At 59.9% G+C, this 21,778-nt stretch carries 24 protein-coding genes and 1 pseudogene; 14 read left to right on the top strand and 11 right to left on the bottom strand.

What is annotated here, in order from left to right; translation table 11 throughout:
• Positions 1-143 precede the first annotated feature (143 nt).
• Positions 144-452 (top strand): class I SAM-dependent methyltransferase, encoded by a 309-nt coding sequence (locus HBO12_RS17445; protein WP_169952685.1) that lies wholly within the window; start codon positions 144-146, stop codon positions 450-452.
• A 10-nt stretch (positions 453-462) separates the two neighbouring features.
• Here HBO12_RS17445 and HBO12_RS17450 read toward each other — a convergent pair whose 3' ends face one another.
• From HBO12_RS17450 to HBO12_RS17460, 3 genes are read right to left on the bottom strand one after another with little or no spacing between them, the layout of a single operon-like run.
• Positions 463-2,232 (bottom strand): Gldg family protein, encoded by a 1,770-nt coding sequence (locus HBO12_RS17450; protein ID WP_346343186.1) that lies wholly within the window; start codon positions 2,230-2,232, stop codon positions 463-465.
• A gap of 37 nt (positions 2,233-2,269) precedes the next feature.
• Positions 2,270-2,995 carry an ABC transporter permease gene (locus tag HBO12_RS17455; protein ID WP_170042807.1) on the bottom strand — a complete coding sequence of 242 codons (726 nt, stop codon included), beginning with the start codon at positions 2,993-2,995 and terminating at the stop codon, positions 2,270-2,272.
• Positions 2,992-3,918, bottom strand: coding sequence for an ABC transporter ATP-binding protein (locus tag HBO12_RS17460; RefSeq protein ID WP_170042808.1), 927 nt, complete (start codon positions 3,916-3,918; stop codon positions 2,992-2,994). The genes HBO12_RS17455 and HBO12_RS17460 overlap by 4 nt, the downstream gene beginning before the upstream one ends.
• Before the next feature lie 300 nt (positions 3,919-4,218).
• On the opposite strand from HBO12_RS17460, the gene HBO12_RS17465 reads away from it, so the two are divergent.
• Together HBO12_RS17465 and greB are read left to right on the top strand one after the other, a co-directional pair.
• A complete protein-coding gene (locus tag HBO12_RS17465) occupies positions 4,219-5,364 on the top strand; it encodes a hypothetical protein (protein WP_178123759.1) in 1,146 nt (381 codons plus the stop codon).
• A 139-nt stretch (positions 5,365-5,503) separates the two neighbouring features.
• On the top strand, positions 5,504-5,977 hold the full coding sequence (greB, locus tag HBO12_RS17470; protein WP_169952677.1) for a transcription elongation factor GreB: 474 nt from the start codon (positions 5,504-5,506) through the stop codon (positions 5,975-5,977).
• A gap of 70 nt (positions 5,978-6,047) precedes the next feature.
• Here greB and HBO12_RS17475 read toward each other — a convergent pair whose 3' ends face one another.
• Both HBO12_RS17475 and HBO12_RS17480 read right to left on the bottom strand, forming a co-directional pair.
• Positions 6,048-8,558, bottom strand: coding sequence for an ABC transporter permease (locus HBO12_RS17475; RefSeq protein ID WP_170042809.1), 2,511 nt, complete (start codon positions 8,556-8,558; stop codon positions 6,048-6,050).
• Complete coding sequence (locus HBO12_RS17480) at positions 8,558-9,241, bottom strand: ABC transporter ATP-binding protein (RefSeq protein WP_029297972.1); 684 nt, start codon at positions 9,239-9,241, stop codon at positions 8,558-8,560. Before HBO12_RS17480 ends, HBO12_RS17475 begins: the two co-directional genes overlap by 1 nt.
• Positions 9,242-9,251: 10 nt before the next feature.
• Here HBO12_RS17480 and HBO12_RS17485 point away from each other — a divergent pair, with 10 nt between their 5' ends.
• Genes HBO12_RS17485 through HBO12_RS17495 form a run of 3 tightly spaced genes read left to right on the top strand, consistent with a single transcriptional unit; the run spans position 9,252 to position 11,238 of the window.
• The gene (locus HBO12_RS17485) at positions 9,252-9,857 is read left to right on the top strand and encodes an arylesterase (protein WP_169952673.1); all 606 of its coding nucleotides are present in this window, start codon (positions 9,252-9,254) and stop codon (positions 9,855-9,857) included.
• A 56-nt stretch (positions 9,858-9,913) separates the two neighbouring features.
• Complete coding sequence (locus tag HBO12_RS17490) at positions 9,914-10,210, top strand: hypothetical protein (protein ID WP_029297976.1); 297 nt, start codon at positions 9,914-9,916, stop codon at positions 10,208-10,210.
• A 59-nt stretch (positions 10,211-10,269) separates the two neighbouring features.
• Positions 10,270-11,238: a L,D-transpeptidase family protein gene (locus HBO12_RS17495; RefSeq protein ID WP_169952671.1), complete on the top strand. Its 969-nt coding sequence runs from the start codon at positions 10,270-10,272 to the stop codon at positions 11,236-11,238.
• Between the two features lie 134 nt (positions 11,239-11,372).
• On the opposite strand, the gene oprI is transcribed toward HBO12_RS17495, so the two are convergent.
• Positions 11,373-11,624: an outer membrane lipoprotei OprI gene (oprI, locus tag HBO12_RS17500; protein WP_003172710.1), complete on the bottom strand. Its 252-nt coding sequence runs from the start codon at positions 11,622-11,624 to the stop codon at positions 11,373-11,375.
• Between the two features lie 614 nt (positions 11,625-12,238).
• Here oprI and HBO12_RS17505 point away from each other — a divergent pair.
• The gene (locus tag HBO12_RS17505; protein ID WP_029297992.1) at positions 12,239-12,520 is read left to right on the top strand and encodes a GNAT family N-acetyltransferase; all 282 of its coding nucleotides are present in this window, start codon (positions 12,239-12,241) and stop codon (positions 12,518-12,520) included.
• Between the two features lie 56 nt (positions 12,521-12,576).
• On the opposite strand, the gene HBO12_RS17510 is transcribed toward HBO12_RS17505, so the two are convergent.
• Positions 12,577-13,653, bottom strand: a complete 1,077-nt coding sequence (locus tag HBO12_RS17510; RefSeq protein WP_099169512.1) for a 3-deoxy-7-phosphoheptulonate synthase — start codon at positions 13,651-13,653, stop codon at positions 12,577-12,579.
• 187 nt (positions 13,654-13,840) lie between these two features.
• On the opposite strand from HBO12_RS17510, the gene HBO12_RS17515 reads away from it, so the two are divergent.
• The 5 genes from HBO12_RS17515 to cysB all read left to right on the top strand — a co-directional run bounded on the left by HBO12_RS17515 (position 13,841) and on the right by cysB (position 17,712).
• Positions 13,841-14,176: a YbbN family protein gene (locus tag HBO12_RS17515; protein ID WP_346343187.1), complete on the top strand. Its 336-nt coding sequence runs from the start codon at positions 13,841-13,843 to the stop codon at positions 14,174-14,176.
• Positions 14,173-15,135: a putative 2-dehydropantoate 2-reductase gene (locus HBO12_RS17520; protein ID WP_170042810.1), complete on the top strand. Its 963-nt coding sequence runs from the start codon at positions 14,173-14,175 to the stop codon at positions 15,133-15,135. The genes HBO12_RS17515 and HBO12_RS17520 overlap by 4 nt, the downstream gene beginning before the upstream one ends.
• 9 nt (positions 15,136-15,144) lie before the next feature.
• The gene (locus HBO12_RS17525) at positions 15,145-16,062 is read left to right on the top strand and encodes a 5'-nucleotidase (protein WP_169952665.1); all 918 of its coding nucleotides are present in this window, start codon (positions 15,145-15,147) and stop codon (positions 16,060-16,062) included.
• Between the two features lie 70 nt (positions 16,063-16,132).
• The gene (locus HBO12_RS17530) at positions 16,133-16,633 is read left to right on the top strand and encodes a universal stress protein (RefSeq protein ID WP_170042811.1); all 501 of its coding nucleotides are present in this window, start codon (positions 16,133-16,135) and stop codon (positions 16,631-16,633) included.
• A gap of 104 nt (positions 16,634-16,737) precedes the next feature.
• Positions 16,738-17,712 (top strand): HTH-type transcriptional regulator CysB, encoded by a 975-nt coding sequence (gene cysB, locus HBO12_RS17535; protein ID WP_010176165.1) that lies wholly within the window; start codon positions 16,738-16,740, stop codon positions 17,710-17,712.
• 5 nt (positions 17,713-17,717) lie between these two features.
• Here the strand turns inward: cysB and HBO12_RS17540 are convergent, their stop codons facing one another.
• The gene (locus HBO12_RS17540; protein ID WP_170042812.1) at positions 17,718-18,200 is read right to left on the bottom strand and encodes a GreA/GreB family elongation factor; all 483 of its coding nucleotides are present in this window, start codon (positions 18,198-18,200) and stop codon (positions 17,718-17,720) included.
• 13 nt (positions 18,201-18,213) lie between these two features.
• A complete protein-coding gene (locus HBO12_RS17545) occupies positions 18,214-18,582 on the bottom strand; it encodes a hypothetical protein (RefSeq protein ID WP_170042813.1) in 369 nt (122 codons plus the stop codon).
• Between the two features lie 132 nt (positions 18,583-18,714).
• On the opposite strand from HBO12_RS17545, the gene earP reads away from it, so the two are divergent.
• Both earP and HBO12_RS17555 read left to right on the top strand, forming a co-directional pair.
• Positions 18,715-19,848 (top strand): elongation factor P maturation arginine rhamnosyltransferase EarP, encoded by a 1,134-nt coding sequence (gene earP / locus HBO12_RS17550; protein WP_170042814.1) that lies wholly within the window; start codon positions 18,715-18,717, stop codon positions 19,846-19,848.
• 49 nt (positions 19,849-19,897) lie between these two features.
• Complete coding sequence (locus tag HBO12_RS17555; protein WP_170042815.1) at positions 19,898-20,470, top strand: elongation factor P; 573 nt, start codon at positions 19,898-19,900, stop codon at positions 20,468-20,470.
• A 60-nt stretch (positions 20,471-20,530) separates the two neighbouring features.
• On the opposite strand, the pseudogene HBO12_RS17560 reads toward HBO12_RS17555, so the two are convergent.
• Together HBO12_RS17560 and HBO12_RS17565 are read right to left on the bottom strand one after the other, a co-directional pair.
• Positions 20,531-20,758, bottom strand: a pseudogene (locus HBO12_RS17560) (OsmC family protein); the annotation flags it as partial.
• Entirely contained in the window at positions 20,755-21,705 is a 951-nt protein-coding gene (locus HBO12_RS17565) for a LysR family transcriptional regulator (RefSeq protein WP_170042816.1), read from the bottom strand. The pseudogene HBO12_RS17560 and the gene HBO12_RS17565, both read right to left, overlap by 4 nt.
• Positions 21,706-21,778: the final 73 nt, after the last annotated feature.

The raw sequence follows: 21,778 nt of genomic DNA on the forward strand, positions 1-21,778 counted from the left end.
TTTAAACAGCTAATTGCGGGGCGCCACAGGGACTCGCTGCAGTCCCGACAGAAGCCTGCTCCAGGTTTCGAAATACCGCTAAAGCGCTGGTTCGGTGTTGCCTCTCACCTGCCCGCAGACTTTTGAGGCAGAGACACGACACGATGAATGCACTACGACCTCTTGTACGCCTGGCCCCGATCACTGCGGGCCTGACTCAGCGCAACCCGAAAATCCTCCTTGGCGGCAAGCACCAGCCGACGCTATTGCGTTACCTGGATGGCTGGCCCCGCCGCACTGGCCGTCCTTCGGCGTTCCTGATCCAGTTTGTCGAAGATGGTGAGTCCCTGGCGCGCTTTGCCACCAACAGCTTTGACCTGGCGGTGATCCAGGCGCCGAACGCCGAGGATGCCAGCGAGTTCATCCGCCACCTGACCCGCGTGGCGCGCCAGGGTTTGATTACCCGGCGTTAAGCCGCGACGCTCAGTAGAACGCTGCGGCAGGCGGGTGCTGGCGACGGCGACGCGAGACGAAGATCCCCAAGCCCAACAGGCTTACGATCAGCGCAACGGTGATGCTGGTGAGCAGCACCACGCTGAGCTCCAACTGGCGGACGCTCTTGTAGGCCGTATTTTCCAAGGTGTGAAGCTCCATGCGTAATCGCAGGCGTTCTTTGTTCAGCGCCTGCAACAGCGCGCTCGAAGGGACAGCCTGCCCCCCCAGCATTGATGGCGGCGTGTTCAGTAATTGCCATTCCTTTTCTGCCTGGTCCAGGCGTTGTTCCAGCAGGGCCGCCTTTTTTCGGTAGGTTTGTGCGGCCTCGTTGCGCAGCCGTTCCAGCAACCCTGGTGGTCGCTGGTCACTCGCACGTGGGCTGATCGCGCGCAGCGTGTCGGGTGCTGCGAGGTTGTCCAGGGTATTCAAGACAAACCTGGCATTGCCTGGACGCGGCGCTTTTTGCCCGTTGGCATTGCGTGGGGCCAGCCAGACGCGATCGCTGAGCAGGTCAATGTCGGCAACCACAACTACTTGGATATTCGTGGCCTTTTGCAGCGTAGCTTTCTGGCCGTTGATACCGTCCGCAAACGCGGAATAGGCGGGCCCTTCGATGCGGGCGGCGATTACATTCCTCCGACCACGATTGGCCGCCTCGCCGAGCATGGCGTCGAAAGCGTCCTTTTGAGTGAAACGTGCCCCATCGAACGTGCTGGCTTGCTCGGAACTTTGCAGCAGCGGGGTGAAGGTGGTGCGGCTTTTTTTCAGTGGCATGAGCGTGCCGGGATTTAACAGCGTCACACTGTCGACGCCCCAGCTACTGATATCGTGCTGCGCCATCGCCTCTCTGGGCAGGGTAATTGCCCCGGGGTGGCGTACAGGCGGCTGGCCGCTGGTCATGACTACCGGGGTTGCATAGAGGCTGTCCGCCAATACCATATTCGCCGGCATCTGCACGCCCCAAGCCGCGAGCAGGCTTTGCTGGATGGCGGTGTGGGCGGTCGAGTCCAGATCGTTCAGCGGGTCGATAAACATCATCAACCTGCCCCCTGCCAGGACAAATTGGTCAATGGCAAAAAGTGTTTGTTGCGCGAGTCGAGCGGGTTGGACGACCATCAAGGTCTTGATGTGTTCGGGGATGCGCGGGATGTCGTTGCCCAGGCTCATCAGGTTGAAATGGCTGCGCAACTCCTTGAGCAACTGCCACGGCGGCGCGGTGGCCTGATTGAGCTCGTCCCGGCTGCCATCTATGGGTAATCCGGAGATCAGCCCGATAGTCGGTTGCTCCTGGCGGGCGACGTTGTGGATCAGGCGGCTGATCTCATATTCCAGGAAGTCCGCTTGGCTGGGGTCGAACCTTTCGATTTTCTGCGGCTCCTGGTTTGCACGGATGCCGATCAGGCCAAACAGTCCTTGTTTACTGTCCAGTCCCAATACCTGCGCCTTATATTCATCTTCGGAAAAGGGCCGGGGGTCGATCAGGTGCAGATTGATGTTGCCGTTTGCCGCGCTCTCATAAGCCTTGAGCAGCATTGCGATGTGTTCGCCATGATTGTTCAAAACTTCACTTTTACGGGGGTGGCTGGCGTTGAAAAAGTACAGGTCCATGGGCATTTCAAGTGTCGCGAGCAGGGCATCGGTGGAGGGAGACAGGGTATGGATTTGGTGCCCGGAAAGGTCCAGGCGATAGTTGGGCAGTTTCAGGACCCAGACCAGATTGAAGGCGAGAAAAAGCAGGGCGATGACGACCAACGTCACGCCAAAGTTTATAAGGTTCCTCATGGGATATCCGTTCTCAGCCTTTTCTGAAATTTAAAGTGAGGGTGGTTGCAGTGAGGAAAGCGATGATCATGCTGACGAAATACGAGGTGTCCTGCAGCGTCAACAGGCCGCTGTCGATGGCGCCGAAACGTAGCCGTGGATTGAGTGAGATCAAACTGTCAATAATCCAGATCGGTGTCTGATGGGCCAGCATATCCAGCACGGATGATAAAGTGCTGGTTATCAATAGCAACGTAAGGGTGAGGCTGAAGATAATCAGTCGGTTACAGGCCAGGACGCAGATAAGACCGGAGAACGAAAGATAGGCCCCAGCCAGCAGCCAACTCCCGATACATTGCGCGAGGATCGTTGAGTTGTCCGCCGGGGCCAGATAGTTGATGGCAATAATCAGCGGAAAGTTTAACAGCAGGGTCAGGGCACACAGGACCCATGCGGCGAAAAATTTGCCCAATGTCAGTTCTAATGCGGAAACTGGCAGGGTGTTGGTAAAGACCAGTGCAGTATCTTTATGCTCATCCAGCCAAAGTAATGTGGAAATAAATGGAATGAAAATTAGATAGAGCCAGGGATGGAACTGAAAAAAAGCATGTAAATTAGTCGGGGCTTTATCTAAGAAGTGTCCTACATAAAAACCCAGCGCAGCATTGGTCAGCAGGAAGAGTGCGATGCCGAAGTAAGTGGCTGGGCTCGACAAGTAACTGCTGAGTTGGCGCTTGAATATCACGGGTAGACGTTTCAATTGGGTGCCTCCTGGCTCATATGGTGGATGACATCGCTTAGGCGTCCCGGCTCAATGCTCAAGGCGTTGATCTTCCAACGACGATTGGCGACCAGGGCATTGACGTGGGGATAAATGATTTGCCCCGGCATCGCGAGTACCGTCACGCTGCCGTCGGCATGCCGGTCTTCTTCAATACCGGCCACCCCAGGAAGTACGGCCAGCGCCAGCAGGTCCAGGGGAGCATCGGCGGCCAGGGTGATTGCCTGGTAATGACGCGAGCTGCGCAGCAGTTGCGTGACCGGGGCATCAGCCAGTAGGCGGCCTTCGGCCAGGACCAGCGCCCGCTGGCAGATCGAGGAAAACTCCTCGGGGTTACGCGAGGCGATCATCACGGTCATGTCTTCGGTCAGTGACTGGATGAGCATCCCGACCTTATGTTTTTGCAGGGCGTCCAGGCCTTCGGTGGGTTCATCGAGCAGCAGCAGCTTGGGGTCATGCACAATGGCCTGGGCCAGTGCCACTTTGCGTCGGTGCCCCGCAGGCAAAGCGGCGACGGGTGAGTTGAGTACCCGCCATAGCTCCAGGCGGGTGATGGCGCGATCCACCATCTTGCGTTTTTCCAGGCCCCGGAACCCACGAACTTCAGCCATGAAACCCAGAAAGCTCTTAACCTTCATGCTGCCATGGCTGAGTGCGGATTCAGGCTGGTAACCTATTATCTTTCTGGTCTTTATAGGGTGTGTGGATATAGCCAGATCGTATATTTTTATATTTCCGGAAGTTGCAGGAATGCCACCTGAAAGTAGTTTTAGTAGGGTGCTTTTGCCGGCGCCATCATGTCCGAACAATCCTATGCATTCCCGGGGCTGAGCGCTGAATGTCAAGTTGTCGAGGATCGTAGTGCGTCCGGCTTTCTTTGTTAGATTTGTTATTTCGATCATTATTCTTTTCTGCTTGGTTGTTTGCCAGGACGCGCCAGGTTGGACACGGCCTCAATTAACCTGTGTCTTCAGGCTGCGAGTTGCCAAAGGTTTAAGATGAAAAGTATTGATCTGCGGCATTGTTAAAAAATGGTACGTTCAATGGGGGCGCTTGGAAACGCTAGGACGCGCGAATAAGGTAAGTCCTACATGTGCCCCAATCACTCGCTGAAACAATTGCATTGCTCTTGGTGTGGTGTTGATTTTTGATTTTATAGATGGCGTGTATATGAAGTACTACCGTAATGGAGTTCGACACTCATGATGCTTCTACGTACTCTTGTTCTTGAACACTCTGGTCATGATTCCCCGGTTAACGGTGCATTGCTCTGTTGTTTTGCGGTACCGCAAATCGCATCGAACTTTCTTGTCTATAGCCTGGATGAAGAGGTCGAGCCCGGAAGCTCCCGGGTCTATCTCGCCGCCTTGCGCAAAAAAGCCGAGCGGTATTTTCTTGGAGGCATCGAGTCCAAGGAGAGCCTGCAACTGGCAATGAGCGTCCTCAAGCAGATCATCACCCTGGCCACGGCATCTGGCGCTAAGGATGGCAACGCCTCAGAGTCGCAGGTGCCTTATCACTTCATCGACCTGAAGGGCAGCAAGCTGCCGACGGCTCGGCCGGAGGATCACCATTCGCTGATGATCAAGAAAGCATTGGTGATGAAGGTGATCACCCTTGGGACGTCAGTCATTGGCTTGCCCGCGATTGAGAGCACCGAGTTGATTGTGCCGTCTATTCGCTTCTCATCAAAAATGGTGTCGCCACCCGGTACAGCAAGTCATGCGGAGGACTTGCCGCCTGAGTCCCAGGAAGAACCGCCGGTGGTGGTGCCCGCCATACGGGCCGTTGAGTCCTTGCCATTGCCGACGCCAACCGCCCCCGTTCAGCAGGTGCAGGAGCGGCCACCTGTAGTCGCGGATCAGTCGACCCTGGTTGAAGTAGACACCACCCTGACCAATCTGGCCCGAGTGGCACATGAGTTGACGCAGCAAAAGCGCGCGGTGCTCCAGCAACAGGAGGAGTTGGAGGAACAGCGCAGCCAGTTGCTCCAGGAAAAAGCAACATTGGAGCGGGCTCACCAACAAGTCAGCGCCCAGGAAGTTACCTTGCAACAGCGTACAGAAGCCTTGGATAGCCGCGAGGCAAATCTGGTCCGGGATACGCAGTTGCAGGAGGCGGAACAACGGCGCCTGGAAGATTGGGCGCGACAGCTGGAAGATGAGTCGTTCAGGCTACAGGCCCATGACAGGGCATCCCAACAGCAGGCTGAACAGTTGGCGAATGGCCTGGGGCAATTGTCGGGATTCAGGGGGGATCTAAAGGCGTTGCTCTATCGCCTGGATGGAACCTTGTTTCCTGTGGGAAAGGTCGAGCAGGAGCCGGGCAACGTGCCTAGGGCCGACTGACCTGAGGGAATCAGGCCTGGCTACTTTTTGGCGTTCATTTATTATCAAACCCGACCGGTTGCCGGCAGCCAGCCAGTGCATCCGTGGCTGATGCAAGGCTGGTTTGAACCAATGGATATTTCCTGGGGATGTGACGCTTTTGAGTACCAAGCTGATTACCAAAGAAGGTCATGAGGCGCTGAAGAAAGAGCTGGATTACCTGTGGCGAGAAAAGCGTCCGGATACTACGCGCAAGGTGACCTGGGCCGCTTCGCTGGGAGACCGCAGCGAGAACGCCGACTACCAGTACAACAAGAAGCTGCTGCGCGAAATCGATCGCCGGGTGCGTTACCTGCGCAAGCGCCTGGAAGACATGCGGGTGGTGGAGTACATGCCCGAGCAGGAGGGCAAGGTGTTCTTCGGGGCCTGGGTGGATATCGAGAACGAGCAGGGCGAGACCAAGCGTTTCCGGATCGTGGGTTATGACGAGATCTATGAGCGCATGGACTACATCTCCATTGACTCACCCATGGCCAGGGCCCTGTTGCGCAAGGAGGTGGACGATGAGGCCATTGTGCAGACGCCAGGCGGCGAAGTGTGCTGGTGGATCACCGGCATCGAGTACATCACGTAGGAGCCGGCTTGCCGGCGATGGCGCCTGCAAGATTGCCGTCCCGGCTCCCAGAGGGGAGCCGGTTTTTTCCTCAGCCTTCGCGCAGTACCGCCAGCGGGCTGGCGTTCAACGCGCGGCGGGTGCCGAATACCCCGGCACTGCCGATCAGCACGGCGCCGATCAGCGGAAGCACCAGCAGCCACGGGTGTGGGTGCCAGACCAGGTCGAAGGCATAGCGATACAGCACCAGGGTCACCAACTCGGTACCCAGCGCCGCCAGTAGTCCGCTGACCGCCCCCAGCAGCCCGAACTCGATACGCCGGGCCTTGACCAGCAACTTGCGCTCCGCCCCCAGGGCGCGCAACAGGGCACCCTGGCGAATGCGCTCGTCCAGGGTGGCCTGCAGGCCGGAGAACAGCACCGCCATGCCCGCCGCCAGGACGAACAGCAGCACGTATTCCACAGCCAGCGTGACCTGGGCCAGGATGCTGCGCAGTTGGGCCAGCAGTGCCTCGACCTGCAGGATGGTCACTGCCGGGAAAGCCCGGGACAGATCGACGATCTGCTGGTCATGCCCGGCGGCCAGGTAGAAGCTGGTCAGGTACGTGGCCGGCAGGTCCTTCAGGGTGCCCGGTTGGAAAATCATGAAGAAATTGGGTTGGAAGTTATCCCAGTTGATTTCCCGCAGGCTGGTGACCCGAGCCTCACGATTTTCCCCACCAACGGTGAAGATCAGGTGGTCGTTGAGCTTGAGCTTGAGGCTTTCGGCGACCTTGGCTTCTACCGATACTCCAGGTATTTCATCGCCCGGCTGATTCGCCCACCAGGCGCCCGATGTCAGGGTGTTACCAGGGGGCAGGTCCGCCGCCCAGGTCAGGCTCAGGTCCCGTTGTATCGCACGATCGCCACTGGAATCCTTGCTGACTATTTCCTGCACCGGCTCACCGTTGATGCTGATCAGGCGCCCCGGCACCACCGGATACAAGGGCGCGGCCTGGGCCTGCAGTGCAAGCAGGCGAGCACCGAAGGCATCCTTGTCGGCCGGCAGGATGTTGAGGGCGAAATAGTTGGGTGCATCCTTGGGCAACTGGTTCTGCCAGGTGTCGAGCAACTCGCCACGCAGCAGGGCGATCAAGCCCATCGACAGCAGGATCAGGCCAAATGCCAGGGACTGGCCCGCCGCCGCCAGCGGGTGACGCAACAACTGGCCCAGCCCCAGGCGCCAGGGCAGGGCGGCGCGCGCCAGCAGGCGGCGCAGGCTTTGCAGCAGCAACAGCAGCAGGCCACCGAGGATCAGCGCGGCGATCACCCCGCCGCCCAGCAGGGCGAAGGTCAGCACCAGGTCCAGGCTCAAGCGCCACATGATCAGGCCCAGGGCAAACAATGCCGCGCCATACACCATCCAGGTACTGGAGGGGATCGGCAGCAAGTCGCGGCGCAGAACCCGCAGCGGCGGCACTCGGCCCAGGGCGGCCAATGGCGGCAAAGCGAAGCCGGCCAGGGCCACCAGCCCGGTACCGATGCCGGCGACAGCGGGCAGCAATCCGCCGGGTGGCACGTCTGCCGGCAGCAGATCATGCAACAGGTAAAACAGGCCCAGTTGCGCGAGCCAACCCAGCGCCGCACCGGCGAGGCTGGCCAGCAAGCCCAGGACGGTCAGTTGCAGGCTGAACAGCAGCATGGTTTCCCGGCGCGACAGACCCAGGCAGCGCAACAGCGCACTGGCGTCGAAGCGGCGGCTGGCAAAGCGGTTTGCCGACAAGGCCACAGCCACCCCGGACAACAGCACAGCGACCAGGCTGGCCATGTTCAGGTAGCGCTCGGCCTTGCCCAGGGCGCCGCCGATCTGTTGGTTGCCGTCCCGGGCGTCTTGCAGGCGCTGGTTGGCGGCCAGCCCCGGGGTGATCTGATCGCGGTAGGTTTGCAGGGCGGTGCTGGCTTGTGGCGCGCGCCACAGTTCGCGGTAGCTGACCCGGCTGCCCGGCTGGACTACGCCGGTGGCCTCAAGGTCGGCCAGGTTGATCATCACCCGTGGGGTGAGGCTATAGAAGTTGCCGGCCCGGTCCGGCTCATAGGTGAGCACCCGGGCCAGGCGCAGGGTTTTCATGCCGACATCGATACTGTCGCCGACTTTCAGGTCCAGTGCCGTCAGCAGGCGTGCCTCGACCCAGGCCTCGCCGGCTTTCGGCCCGCCGCCCGAGGTTTCTTCGGCGAAGGGTTCGGCCGCGCTTTTCAGTTGGCCGCGCAGCGGGTACTGCTCGTTGACCGCCTTGATACTCGATAACTGAATGCCGTTGTCAGTGGCGATAACGCTGGAGAATTCCACCACTCTGGCGTGCGTCAGGCCCAGTTGTGTGCCGCTGATTATCTGCTCGGGACGGGCTGGGGAACTGCCCTCCAGCACCAGGTCGGCGCCAAGGAACTCGGTGGCGCGCAGCAGCATCGCACCGTTGAGCCGTGCACCGAAGTAGCCGATGGCAGTGCTGGCGGCCACCGCCACCAGCAGGGCGAAGAACAGCACACGCAATTCACCGGCGCGGGCATCGCGCAGTAATTGGCGTAGGGCAAGGCTGAACAGACGCAACAGCGGCAATCGTGCCATCAAGGCTCCAGGGGCTCGACCATCAGGCCGGCTTCAAGGCGGATCAGGCGTCGGCAGCGATGGGCCAGGCGCTCGTCGTGGGTCACCAGCACCAGGGTGGTGCCGTTCTCTTTATTGAGCTCGAACAGCAGGTCGCTGATGCGCTCGCCGGTATGGCTGTCGAGGTTGCCGGTGGGTTCATCGGCAAACAGTACGTCCGGCTCGGCCGCGAACGCCCGGGCAATCGCGACTCGCTGTTGTTCGCCACCGGAAAGCTGGCGGGGCGAATGGGTCAGGCGCTGGCCCAGGCCGACCCGCTCGAGCAAGTGCCGGGCGCGTTCGCGGGCATCCTTGCGACCGTCCAGTTCCAGGGGCAGCATGACGTTTTCCAGGGCATTGAGGCTGTCGAGCAGTTGGAATGACTGGAACACAAAACCGACGTGTTCGGCACGGATACGTGCCCGCTGGTCCTCATCGAGGACGCTCAGCGCCTGGCCGGCGAGGGTTACTTCACCGCTGCTGGGCAGGTCGAGCCCGGCCAGCAGGCCAAGGAGCGTGGATTTTCCGGAACCGGAGCTGCCGACGATAGCCAGGCTATCGCCCTTGTTCAGTTCCAGGCTCAGTTCGTGCAGGATGGTCAGTTCACCTTCCGCGCTGGGAACCACTTTGCTAAGGTTCTGCGCGGTGAGAATGCATGCGCCCATGGAGAATCCGATGCGAATATGGTTTTTGAGTGCTGGCCTGGCCCTGATGTGCATGGCCCAGAACGCAGCGGCGGGTACTGTCCTGATCGTTGGCGATAGTATCAGTGCCGGTTTCGGCCTGGATACCAGCAAAGGGTGGGTGGCACTGCTGGAGCAACGGCTCAAGAAGGAGGGTTTCGACGATAAGGTGGTCAATGCCTCCATCAGCGGCGACACCAGCGCCGGAGGCTTGGCGCGGCTGCCGGCGGCGCTTGCAGAGCATAAGCCGGACGTGGTGGTGATCGAGTTGGGCGGCAACGACGGCTTGCGCGGGCAGCCTCCAGCGCAATTGCAACAAAATCTTGCGTCGATGATTGACCAGTCCAAGGCCGGTGGCGCCAAGGTGTTGCTGCTGGGGATGCAGTTGCCGCCCAATTATGGCCCGCGATATACCACGGCATTTGCTGAGGTCTATGGTGTGCTGGCCAAGGAAAAAAACGTCCCGCTGGTGCCGTTTTTCCTGGAGGGCGTGGGTGGCCATCCGGACATGATGCAGGCTGATCAGCTGCACCCGGCAGTCGGTGCCCAGGCCAAGTTGCTGGAAAATGTCTGGCCGACGCTAAAACCGCTGTTATGACGCTTTTCTAGCAGCGGTCTTTCGGCTAAGGTGGCGCCCCCGATTTGGAGCCCCCGATGTCGTCGCGTCCCGCCTGGTCCCTGTTTGCCTACCAACTGATCGAGCCCGACGAGCAGTTGGATCTGTTCGCCTGCCAGGAAGTGAAGGTACACCTGGTGACGCGCCAGCTGGAGCTGGGCGGTACCATCGACCGGACGCTCTGCGGCACATTGCTGCCAGCCCAGCCCCGCTGGTCCTCGGTGGATCGCTCGATCTTCCAGGACCAGCGCCTATGCCCCTTGTGCCGGGCGATTCTCGAATCGCAAAAACGTGGTACGCCGCCTATCTGGCCTGAGCTGCGCTTCGAGCTTTAAGGGCAGGTACACGCTACAATCGCCATTTTACCCCCGTCGATCTGCGAAGGATTTTCCGGATGTTGTCGCGCTTGCCTGTCGTCACCCGTTGCCTGTCTCTCGCTGCCTTGTGTGCAGCCGGTCCTGTCGCGGCCCTGCAACTGCCCCTGCCGCCGCCGGGTGAAGACATTGTCGGCCAGGTCCAGGTGATCAAGGCCAAGTACGAAGACACCTTTGCCGACCTCGGTGCTACCTATGACCTGGGCTATTCGGAGATGGTCGCGGCCAACCCCGGCGTGGATGCCTGGTTGCCGGGGGCTGGGGCGGAGATTGTGCTGCCGACCCGTTTCATTTTGCCACCGGGGCCCCGGGAAGGCATCGTGATCAACCTGGCCGAGTACCGTCTGTACTACTACCCCAAGGGCCAGGACGTGGTGTACACCTTCCCGTTGGGGATCGGTCGTGAAGGCTGGGGCTCGCCGATTGCCCATACCAGCATCATTGCCAAGACCCCCAACCCGACCTGGACCCCGCCCGCGTCGATCAAGGCCGAGCACGCGGCAGACGGCGACCCGCTGCCCAACGTGGTACCGGCCGGTCCCGACAACCCCCTGGGTCCGTTCAAGTTCACCCTGGGGACGCCGGGCTACCTGATTCATGGCTCCAACAAGAAGTTCGGCATCGGCACCCGTACCAGCCATGGCTGCTTCCGCATGTTCAACAGCAACGTGCTGGAGATGGCCAAGATGGTTCCGGTGGGCACGCCTGTGCGGATCATCAATGATGCCTACAAGTTCGGTATCAGCGGCGGCAAGGTCTACCTGGAGGCGCACGCGCCCTTGAATGACGACGGTACGCCGTCGGTGGTCGACAAGCACACCGCTGTGATCAACGCCATGCTTAAGCGTGAAGACCTGGCCAATAACCTGCGGGTCAACTGGGATGAGGTGCGTGATGTGGTGGCGGCCGAAGATGGCTTGCCTGCGCAAATCGGCGAGCCGGGCACGGCGCCGATGGTCAGTAGCATGCCGGTCGATCTGCAGCAGTAGTGACTGGTGCCAGACGAAGCCCGCCACGGATTGCCCCTGGCGGGCTTTTTATTGCCTGGAATCTGAAGCCCAATCCCGGGCAATAAAAAGCCGATCCAAAAATGGATCGGCTTGATAACAACCCCGAAGGATTATTACTTGCGGCTAGCTTTTTCAAGCATGCGCAGAGCGCGCTCGTTAGCTTCGTCAGCAGTCTGTTGTGCTTTTTGAGCAGCAGCCAGAGCTTCATCAGCTTTACGGTAGGCTTCGTCTGCACGAGCCTGGGAGCGAGCTGCTGCGTCTTCAGTTGCAGTCAGACGAGCTTCGGTTTCTTTGGAGACGCTGCTGCAACCGGTAGCCAGAACTGCGGCCAGAGCCAGAGCAGAGAATTTCAGAACGTTGTTCATCGTGTTCCCCTTCAAGGACTTTCTATTTAATGGCTAGTATCTCAGAGTGAGCTAATAGCCGGCGTACATACTACCCATTACTTGTAGTAAGTAAACTGACGTAGCGCAAGAAGCAAAAAAAATTCTTGTGCCGAATCTATTTTGGCTAATCTTTAGCGAGTTTGTATAAAAAATATCCAGTTTTTGCTGCGCGGTCAAAGATTGGATCCAGGCTGAAAGCGCCGCCTGGCAAGTGTTAAACGTTGTAAGTCGATGTCAATTTATATATCTGCGCCAATACTATTGTTCAGATTGTCCAGACGCTGATGGGCATCTTTCGCGCATGTAGAGGTGACTTTAAAAGCGGTGGTTCGTCTCAAGCTTCAACTGTCGGCAATGTTCAGGCTATCGACCACAGGATGTTCGATCAGCCCTTTCTATGTCCGCCAGCCCGATGGTTGACGAGCGTCTCTTGAGCAATGACAGGATTGGTGCCTACTATTCCTTGGTGCGGGGCGTGAGTACTGTAGGGCTTTTCTCGTTGTCGAAACCGGCACGGGGTGGCGTAGATGTTCCTTCGCCGGAAAAACATCGGTAAGGTAGGGGTCAGAAACCAAGACCCGCGAGGAGTAGTGATGAGCGAGGCGTTGTCCATCCACCATGACCAGGCTGGTCATCAGTTCGAGACCAATGTGGACGGTCATCGTGCCTATCTGACCTACATGGACCTGGGGAAGCAGACCCTGGATATCTACCGCACGTTTGTGCCCAATGCCCTGCGTGGGCGTGGCATTGCCGCTGCGTTGACCGAAGAGGCGCTGCAATACGCCGAGAGCATGGGCTATACGGTAATCCCGTCCTGCTCCTACGTGGAGCGCTACATGGAGCGCCACCAGCGCCACGCCGCGAAGCTGTAAAAGCCAGCATGCAGGCATAAAAAAACGCCGGGCTTAGCCCGGCGTTTTTGTGTGCGTCAGGTGCGTTTGCGCTTGGGCAATACGTCCTTGAGCTTGGCGTGCATGCTGCGCAGGGTGGTCTCGGTGGCGGACCAGTCGATGCAGGCATCGGTGATCGATACGCCGTATTGCAGGTCGGCCAGATCCTTTGGAATCGCCTGGCAGCCCCAGTTCAGGTGACTCTCGACCATCAGGCCGATAATCGACTGGTTGCCTTCCAGGATCTGGTTGGCCACGTTCTCCATCACCAGCGGCTGCAGGGCCGGGTCCTTGTTGGAGTTGGCGTGGCTGCAATCGACCATGATGTTCGGCTTGATCTTCGCCTTGCTCAGGGCCTGTTCGCACAGGGCCACGCTGACCGAATCATAGTTGGGCTTGCCATTGCCGCCACGCAGTACCACGTGGCCATAGGCGTTGCCCTTGGTGGTGACGATGGACACGCCACCTTCCTGGTTGATCCCCAGGAAACGGTGCGGGCTGGAAACCGACTGCAGCGCGTTGATCGCCACGGTCAGGCCGCCATCGGTCCCGTTCTTGAAGCCCACGGCCGAGGACAGGCCAGAGGCCATTTCGCGGTGGGTTTGCGATTCGGTGGTACGCGCACCGATCGCCGACCAACTGATCAGGTCCTGCAGGTATTGCGGGGAAATCGGGTCCAGGGCTTCGGTGGCCGTTGGCAGGCCCATTTCAGCCAGGTCCAGCAGCAGCTTGCGACCGATGTGCAAGCCGTCCTGGATCTTGAACGAGTCGTCCAGGTACGGATCGTTGATCAGGCCTTTCCAGCCGACGGTAGTGCGCGGCTTCTCGAAATACACGCGCATCACCAGGTACAGGGTGTCGGACACTTCCGCCGCCAGCACTTTGAGGCGCTCGGCGTACTCGTGGGCAGCCTTGAGGTCGTGGATCGAGCAAGGGCCGATCACCACGAACAGGCGGTGGTCAGTGCCGTCGAGGATGTCACGAATGACTTCGCGGCCCTTGGTGACGGTCTGCAGGGCAGCGTCGCTCAAAGGGATTTCGCGCTTGAGCTGATCGGGCGTGATCAGGGTCTCGTTGGATTCGACGTTTAGGTCGTTGATCGGTAAATCAGCCATCGTGTTACTCGTCAGGGTCACGGGTGCCGGCCGCCAGCGAACCCCGTGCGGCGGAGCACAGCATGATTTAAATGCAGCGGGGAGCCGAACCTTAGCGCGTACAAGCCTGCTCGACAATGGGCAATTGCGCGCGTTGTCGTGCGGCCTGATAGTGTGTTGCCTGGTTGAAGGTCGTGGTGCAGATCGAGTGAAAGCGTTTGAATTGACGGATTTGGATATCGACCAGCAGTTGTGGGCGCTACCTGGCGCTTCACTGCTGGTATTTACCGGCGCTGGCTGTGCCAGTTGCCGCTGGGCACGCCAACAGATGCCGGGGTGGAACCTGCCGGTTGCGCGCATCTGCTGGGTCGACGCTGGGCATAATGGTGGCGCAGTGCAGCGTTACGGGATCTTTCATTTGCCGGCCATATTTGTAGTGTGCGAGGGTCAACTGCACGGTGCGCTACAGGTTGGCCTGAACGCCGGCGAGCTCAGTGCCGCTATAGATGAGGCGCTCAAACAGGAACCAGAGGAGTTGCCATGACGAATGCAGTTGAGCCAGGGCCACGCATTGGGATTATCGGCACCGGTGCCATCGGTGGGTTTTACGGGTTGATGCTGGCGCGCGCCGGGTTCGACGTACATTTCCTGCTGCGCAGTGAGTTCGCAGCGGTCAGTGAGCGCGGCTTGCAACTTAATAGCGCGGTGCATGGCGCGTTGAGCCTGCACCCGGTCCAGGCCTACGCCAATGCGGCCGACATGCCGCCTTGCGACTGGCTGTTGGTGGGCACCAAGACCACCGGCAACGTTGAACTGGCGCCAACCATTGCCCAGGTGGCGGCGCCCGATGCCAAGGTTGTCCTGTTGCAAAATGGCCTGGGTGTCGAAGATGGCCTGCGCGAGCATCTGCCGCCGTCCCTGCATTTGCTTGGCGGGCTTTGTTACATCTGCGTGCACCGTTCCGGGCCGGGGATTGTCGAGCACCAGGCCATGGGCCGGGTCAGCCTTGGCTATCACAGCGGCAATGCGACGGATGATGCTGTACGCCGCCAGGCGATTGTCGAGGAGGGCGCGGGCCTGTTCCGCCAGGCCGGGATCGACTCCCAGGCCATGCCAGACCTGGACCAGGCGCGCTGGCATAAACTGGTGTGGAATGTGCCTTACAACGGCCTGTCGGTGTTGCTCGGTGCCAATACCTCGCAGTTGATGGCCGACGAATCCAGTCGGGAGTTGATCCAGGGCCTGATGGCCGAAGTGGTGCAGGGCGCCCAGGCGTGCGGCCATGAGATCGCGCCGGGCTACGCTGAGCAAATGTTCAGCATGACCGAGCGTTTGACGGACTACTGGCCCAGCATGTATCACGATCACCTGCACCAGCGCCCCCTGGAACTGGCCGCGATCTACGCCCGCCCGCTGGCCGCCGCCCGGGCCGCCGGCTGCCAATTGCCGCGGATGCAGGCGCTGTATCAGGCCTTGGGCTTTATTGATCGACGCAAGAGCTGAGGAACAGACATGGCCAAAGGCATGAGCGACAAACTGGTACTGGCGATTTCCTCGCGGGCCCTGTTCGACCTGGGCGAAAGCCATAAGGTTTACCTGGCCCAGGGCGTCGAGGCCTACCGTAAATACCAGATCGACCACGAGGAAGAAATCCTTGAGCCGGGGGATGCCTTCCCTCTGGTCAAGAAACTCCTGACCCTCAATGCCAGCCTCGGCCGTGCGCGGGTCGAAGTGGTGCTGGTGTCGCGCAACAGTGCCGATACCGGCCTGCGCGTGTTCAATTCGATCCAGCACTACGGCCTGGATATTTCCCGCGCAGCCTTTGTCGGTGGGCGTAACCCCCACCCTTATCTGGCGGCGTTTGGCAGCCACCTGTTTCTCTCGACTCACGCCGAAGATGTGCGCAGCGCGCTGGATGCCGGTTTTGCGGCAGCGACCATTTTGTCCGGCGGCGCCCGTCGCGCGTCCAGTGCCGAGCTGCGGATTGCCTTTGACGGTGACGCGGTGCTGTTCTCCGACGAGTCCGAGCGCGTCTACCAAAGTGGCGGCCTGGAAGCCTTCCAGGCCAGCGAGCGGCAAGCGGCCCGCGAACCGCTACGGGGTGGGCCATTCAAGGGATTCCTGGCGGCCCTCAATCTGTTGCAGCGCGAGTTCCCCGATGAGTCATGCCCGATCCGCACGGCGCTGGTGACGGCACGTTCGGCGCCGTCCCACGAGCGGGTGATCCGCACCTTGCGTGAGTGGGATATCCGCCTGGACGAGTCGCTGTTTCTCGGCGGCCTGGAAAAATCAGCGTTCCTAGAAGCGTTCGCTGCCGATGTTTTTTTTGACGACCAGGCCGGCCATTGCGAAAAAGCCAGGGAGGTCGTGGCCACCGGACATGTGCCCCATGGCGTGAGCAATGAGCCCAAAGTCCAGGTCCAGAGCTAAGTTCATCGCAGTCGCGGAGGCGCTGCTAAGCTGAAACAATCCCCGCCATCCTGGCAGTCCAGGAGGTTCTATGATTCGGTCGATGTTGTATGCCTCAGACCTGGGTGTGTATGCGCCTTACGTGATGCAACATGCGCTGGCGATGGCGCGTACGTTCAAGGCGGACCTGTATGTGATTCATGTGGTGGAGCCGATCGGACTGTTCGCAGAATCGGTGCTGCAAACCTATCTTGATGAGCAGGCCTTGAGCGAATGGCAGAGCCAGGGGCTGAACACGGTAATGGCGAGCATCGAACAGCGGGTGCTGGACAGTTTTCGTGAAGAGTTGCAGGACGGCGAGCAGGACTTGCAGGCGATTCGTTCGGTGCGGGTGATCCAGGGGGACCCCGCCCAAGTGATTCTCGACCAGGCGCAGAAACTCTCGGTCGATTTGTTGATCGTAGGAAGTCATAGCCAGGGCGCAGGAATCTCGACCCCGTTGGGGCGGACGGCGGCGCGGGTGTTGCAGTTGTCCCAGGTGCCGGTGTATCTGGTGCCTTTGTTGCAGCGTCGACGCAGTGAAGATGTGTGATGGGGCGTAAACGATAAAAAGTTCTAGATTTATCAATCCAACCTTTAATATAGTTATATACCGTCGCTGATATCCGTGGCGTCTATCTGCTTTGAGGGACACATATGAAGCTTCAACAACTGCGCTACATCTGGGAAGTGGCGCACCACGACCTCAACGTTTCCGCCACGGCTCAAAGCCTCTACACCTCGCAACCGGGTATCAGTAAACAGATCCGCCTGCTCGAAGATGAATTGGGCGTCGAAGTGTTCGCCCGCAGCGGCAAGCACCTGACCCGTGTCACGCCTGCCGGTGAGCGCATCATCACCACTGCCGGCGAAATCCTGCGCAAGGTCGAAAGCATCAAGCAGATCGCCCAGGAATTTTCCAACGAGAAAAAAGGCACCCTGTCGATTGCCACCACCCACACCCAGGCCCGTTACGCGCTGCCGCCGGTGATCAGTTCGTTCATCAAGCAGTACCCGGACGTGGCCCTGCACATGCACCAGGGGTCGCCGATGCAGATCGCCGAGATGGCGGCTGATGGCACCGTCGACTTCGCCATCGCCACCGAAGCCCTGGAGCTGTTCGGTGACCTGGTGATGATGCCGTGCTATCGCTGGAACCGCTGCGTCGTGGTGCCCCAGGGCCACCCACTGGCCAAACTGCCGAAGCTGACCCTAGAAGCGCTGGCGGAATACCCGATTGTGACCTATGTGTTCGGCTTCACCGGCCGCTCCAAACTCGACGAAGCCTTCAGCCATCGCGGCCTCACGCCAAAAGTAGTGTTCACTGCGGCTGATGCCGACGTGATCAAGACCTACGTGCGCCTGGGCCTGGGCGTCGGCATCGTGGCCAAGATGGCCGTCGACACCAAGCTCGACAGCGACCTGGTGGTGCTGGATGCCAGCGAACTGTTCGAGTCCAGCGTGACCAAGATCGGCTTCCGTCGGGGCACGTTCCTGCGCGGCTTCATGTGCGATTTCATCGAGAAGTTCGCCCCACACCTGACCCGTGAAGTCATGGCCAAGGCGATCCAGTGCCATAACAAGCAGGAACTCGAAGAACTGTTCGACGGCGTTGAACTGCCGGTTCACTGATCGGCCTAGCGGGCCTCGGTCACCACGAATTGTTGCCGGGCGCCTGCCACCAGAATCTCCACCTCATCGCCCTCGAACTTGCCCAGCAGGCTTTTGCCCAGCGGCGAGCGAGGGGTGATGACGGTCACCAACTGCCCCACTACATAGACTTTCAGGCCTGCCGCGTCCGGCGCGAGGAACAGCCATTGCTGACGGCCGTTGTCATCTTCCAGGCCGAGCAGGGCGCCCACCTCGATCCCCCGTTGTTCCTCGTAGGGCCGCAGGTTGAGGTTCTGGCACACCACCAGTGACTGTTTGATTTCCTCGACGCGCTTGGCTTGCCCGGCGGCCAGGTAAGAGGCTTCCAGGCCCAGGGTGTCGTACTTGTTCTCGGCGATGTTTTCTTCGTGGGTTGCGGTTTCATAGGCGGTTTGCGCGGCGCGTTGCGCCACATCCAGGTCGGCGGCGAGTTTTTCCAGGATCAACTGGAGGACGGCGTGTTTATTCATGGGGGCTTACAGCTCAATCACAAAATTGCAGGACGTTGGCCCGGCTCTTGTCGTTGGGGGCGTTCTGGTCCTGCTGGAGCCAGAACTGGCATTTGGGGTTGGCCAGGTTGCGCGGGTTGTCCCGGGCCTGATCCAGCGCCTGTTGTTGTTCCTGCTTGTGCAGGTTTTGCTGGTATTGCTCGAACATCCGGTTTGGCGGCTCTGGGGTTGCGGCTGGCGGCTTGCCCAGTTGTTGAGCGGCCTGGGTGACGGCGGCCAAGGGTTGTTCAAGCAGGTAGCGCGAGGCCAGCCAGCCTGTCAGCGCGATGGCGACAAAGCCCAGCCACAGGCCCAGGGCCACGGCAATACTGAGTTTGAACATCGACAACGGACGATCGGACATGACGGCCTCCTGGCGGGCGGTTGCGGCAAGCTTTGGATTGTCGCACAGCCTGTGTGCAGAATAATCGCGATCAACCCTTCTGCCTGGCGGCATTTATGCGGACAATCGAGCCTTTGACTGATGGAGCCCGGAATGAAAGCCCGCTGGGATATTTTTTGCAGCGTCGTCGACAACTACGGCGACATTGGCGTGACCTGGCGCCTGGCCCGGCAACTGGTGGCAGAACAGGGCTGTGCGGTGCGACTGTGGGTCGATGACCTGCGGGCATTCGAGCGCATGTGCCCCGAGGTGGATGTGCAGTTGGCGCAGCAGTGGCGCGAGGGTGTGGATGTGCGCCACTGGCCCGCAGACTGGCCGGCCACGCCGACGGCGGACGTGGTGATCGCCGCCTTCGCCTGCCAATTGCCACCGGACTACATGGAGGCCATGGCAGCCCGCGAGCGCATGCCGTTGTGGATGAACCTGGATTACCTGAGTGCCGAGGAGTGGGTGGTAGGCTGTCACGGTCTGCCATCGGTCAAGTTCAAGGGCGTGCAAAAGTACTTCTTCTTTCCAGGCTTCCGTCCGGGCACAGGCGGCTTGCTGCGTGAGGCCGGGTTGATCGAGCGGCGTCAGGCGTTTCAGGGTGATCCCCAGGCCCAGCAACAGTTCCTACAGTGCTTGGGTGTTTTTCCGGCGGTGGGCGCGCGGTTGATCTCGCTGTTTGCCTACGAAAATGCCGGCCTGGCCAGTTGGCTGCAGGTATTGACAGCGGACGGGCAAGCCACCCATCTGCTCGTGCCGGAAGGGCGCATCCTCGGCGATGTGCAGCGCTGGCTGGGAGTGGAGGCATTGGCGGCAGGGGATATTCATGTGCGCGGTATGCTGACGGTGCAGGTGCTGCCGTTCGTGCGCCAGGAGCAGTACGACCGCTTGCTGTGGTGCTGCGACTTCAATGCCGTGCGCGGTGAAGACTCCTTTGTGCGCGCGCAATGGGCTGGGCGCCCGTTGCTATGGCATATCTACCGCCAGGATGAAGACATTCACCTGGACAAGCTCGATGCGTTCCTCGCGCTGTACACCCAGGACCTGTCTGCACCCGCGAAAACTGCGCTGATTGCCCTATGGCAGGCCTGGAACACGGATAGCGACATGGCCTCAAGCTGGGAAACCGTGCTTGAACATTGGCCGGAACTGACCGTGCATGCCGAGAAATGGTGTCTGGAACAGGCCTCGCAGGCTGATCTTGCGACGGCGCTGGTACAGTTTTATGAAAATTGGATATGATACGCCACCTTGATTTTTGTCAATCCCATCCAAATTTCGGATATATGCAATGAAAACTGGTAAAGAACTGAAACCCGGTACCGTAATTAAGATCGACAACGATCCATGGTTGGTTCAAAAAGCTGAGTTCACCAAATCGGGCCGTAACAGCGCGATCATGAAGACCAAGCTGAAGAACCTGCTGACCGGTTACAAGACCGAAACCGTTTACAGTGCCGATGACAAGCTGGAAGACGTGATCCTCGACCGCAAGGAAGCGACCCTGTCCTTCATCAGCGGCGACACCTACACGTTCATGGACACCACCGACTACACCATGTACGAACTGAACGCTGAAGATATCGAAGGCGTTCTGCCGTTTATCGAAGAAGGCATGACCGACGTCTGCGAAGCTATTTTCTTCGAAGAGCGTCTGGTTTCCGTAGAGCTGCCGACCACCATCGTGCGTAAGGTTGCCTACACCGAAGGTTCCGCTCGCGGTGACACTTCGGGCAAAGTGATGAAGCCTGCCAAGCTGGCTAACGGTACCGAACTGCAAGTTGCTGATTTCATCGAAATCGACGACATGATCGAGATCGACACCCGTGAAGGTGGTTCGTACAAAGGTCGCGCCAAGAAGTAATTCTGGCGTTACTGATAAAAAACCCGGCCAAGAGTCGGGTTTTTTATGCCTGCTGGCCAGTCACACGGTGATATGCAAACGCACATCGACATTGCCACGGGTCGCGTTGGAGTACGGGCAGACCTGATGCGCGGCGTCCACCAGGCTTTGCGCTTCGTTTTACTCCCGTCCGTGGAGGGATACGTAAAGGTCGATATCCAGGCCAAAACCACCGGGAATCTGGCCGATGCCTACATGAGCGGCGAACAGTTGCTCCGGGTTGATGGCGGTGGCTATAGCAGCAGTCAGCCCCAGCCACTTTGCAACGCCAGATCCCACGGTGGGACGGGGCTGAAACGGCTCTTGAGGTACTCCAGCAGCAGGCGGCTGCGGGCGTTGGCCTGCTGCTCCAGGCGCAGCGCGTAGATGCCGGCACTTTCTGCGGTCGGTAGGCCATTTTCGCAGAATAACGGCACCAGTTCACCGCGAACCAGGTATTCGCTGGCCAGCCAGGTAGGCAGGTGAGCGATGCCCAGCCCGGCCAGGGCACCGGACAGCAGGGCTTCGGCATTGTTGGCACTCATGCGGATACGCTGCGGACGGTAAATGTTCTTGCGCCCATCAAGTTCAAAGCGCCAGGCGAACATCGGCGCCAGGCCTTCCCAATCCAGGCCGTCGTGTTCGTTGAGCTGGCTGGGATGGGTCGGTGTGCCACGGTTTTTCAGGTAGGTCGGGCTGGCACAGGCGATTCGCACAATGCTGGCCAAGGGTGTGGCGATCAACCGCGTGTCGACGATATGCCCCGCGCGCAGCACCAGGTCCACCTTGCCCAGGTGCTCGCCCTGCATGTCGACAAAGCTGTCGATCAGATGCAGGTGTACGTCCAGGCCCGGGTAGACCGTCAGGAAGTCCGCAATTGCCGGCGCCAGGTGTCGCCGGCCAAACGCGGCGGGTGCGTCCACGCGAATCAGGCCTTCGGGCGCGTGGCTCAGCGACACGGCCTCGGCCCGAGCCAATTGCAGCTCCCGCACAATCCGCCGCGCGCGCTCGGCAAACGCGAGCCCGGCAGGGGTGGGCAATACCGCATGGGTGCTGCGCAGGAACAGTTGGCTGCCCAAGGCGCTTTCCAGGCTGTCGATGCGCCGGGCCACGGCGGAGGGGGTCAGCGGATGGCGTCGCGCCGCTGCGGAAAAACTGCCGGCCTCCAGCACATCGAGAAACAGGCCCAGTTGATCGGTCAGGGTAGTGGGGCTCATAGGGCGCTCGCTTGTGCGGATTTGGCATAGCCATTGTGCGTTGCTATGCGTATCCATGCCAGAGTGGACTGCG

The sequence above is a fragment of the Pseudomonas sp. WS 5059 genome (genome assembly GCF_012985525.1).
In the GTDB taxonomy this organism is placed as follows: domain Bacteria; phylum Pseudomonadota; class Gammaproteobacteria; order Pseudomonadales; family Pseudomonadaceae; genus Aquipseudomonas.

Bases quoted from the DNA above. Each gene is read 5' to 3' on its own strand.
- HBO12_RS17445 (WP_169952685.1), top strand. From the start codon at position 144: ATGAATGCACTACGACCTCTTGTACGCCTGGCCCCGATCACTGCGGGC.
- HBO12_RS17460 (WP_170042808.1), bottom strand. From the start codon at position 3,918: ATGATCGAAATAACAAATCTAACAAAGAAAGCCGGACGCACTACGATC.
- HBO12_RS17465 (WP_178123759.1), top strand. From the start codon at position 4,219: ATGATGCTTCTACGTACTCTTGTTCTTGAACACTCTGGTCATGATTCC.
- HBO12_RS17475 (WP_170042809.1), bottom strand. From the start codon at position 8,558: ATGGCACGATTGCCGCTGTTGCGTCTGTTCAGCCTTGCCCTACGCCAA.
- HBO12_RS17480 (WP_029297972.1), bottom strand. From the start codon at position 9,241: ATGGGCGCATGCATTCTCACCGCGCAGAACCTTAGCAAAGTGGTTCCC.
- HBO12_RS17485 (WP_169952673.1), top strand. From the start codon at position 9,252: ATGCGAATATGGTTTTTGAGTGCTGGCCTGGCCCTGATGTGCATGGCC.
- HBO12_RS17490 (WP_029297976.1), top strand. From the start codon at position 9,914: ATGTCGTCGCGTCCCGCCTGGTCCCTGTTTGCCTACCAACTGATCGAG.
- HBO12_RS17495 (WP_169952671.1), top strand. From the start codon at position 10,270: ATGTTGTCGCGCTTGCCTGTCGTCACCCGTTGCCTGTCTCTCGCTGCC.
- oprI (WP_003172710.1), bottom strand. From the start codon at position 11,624: ATGAACAACGTTCTGAAATTCTCTGCTCTGGCTCTGGCCGCAGTTCTG.
- HBO12_RS17505 (WP_029297992.1), top strand. From the start codon at position 12,239: ATGAGCGAGGCGTTGTCCATCCACCATGACCAGGCTGGTCATCAGTTC.
- HBO12_RS17510 (WP_099169512.1), bottom strand. From the start codon at position 13,653: ATGGCTGATTTACCGATCAACGACCTAAACGTCGAATCCAACGAGACC.
- HBO12_RS17520 (WP_170042810.1), top strand. From the start codon at position 14,173: ATGACGAATGCAGTTGAGCCAGGGCCACGCATTGGGATTATCGGCACC.
- HBO12_RS17525 (WP_169952665.1), top strand. From the start codon at position 15,145: ATGGCCAAAGGCATGAGCGACAAACTGGTACTGGCGATTTCCTCGCGG.
- HBO12_RS17530 (WP_170042811.1), top strand. From the start codon at position 16,133: ATGATTCGGTCGATGTTGTATGCCTCAGACCTGGGTGTGTATGCGCCT.
- cysB (WP_010176165.1), top strand. From the start codon at position 16,738: ATGAAGCTTCAACAACTGCGCTACATCTGGGAAGTGGCGCACCACGAC.
- HBO12_RS17540 (WP_170042812.1), bottom strand. From the start codon at position 18,200: ATGAATAAACACGCCGTCCTCCAGTTGATCCTGGAAAAACTCGCCGCC.
- HBO12_RS17545 (WP_170042813.1), bottom strand. From the start codon at position 18,582: ATGTCCGATCGTCCGTTGTCGATGTTCAAACTCAGTATTGCCGTGGCC.
- earP (WP_170042814.1), top strand. From the start codon at position 18,715: ATGAAAGCCCGCTGGGATATTTTTTGCAGCGTCGTCGACAACTACGGC.
- HBO12_RS17555 (WP_170042815.1), top strand. From the start codon at position 19,898: ATGAAAACTGGTAAAGAACTGAAACCCGGTACCGTAATTAAGATCGAC.
- HBO12_RS17565 (WP_170042816.1), bottom strand. From the start codon at position 21,705: ATGAGCCCCACTACCCTGACCGATCAACTGGGCCTGTTTCTCGATGTG.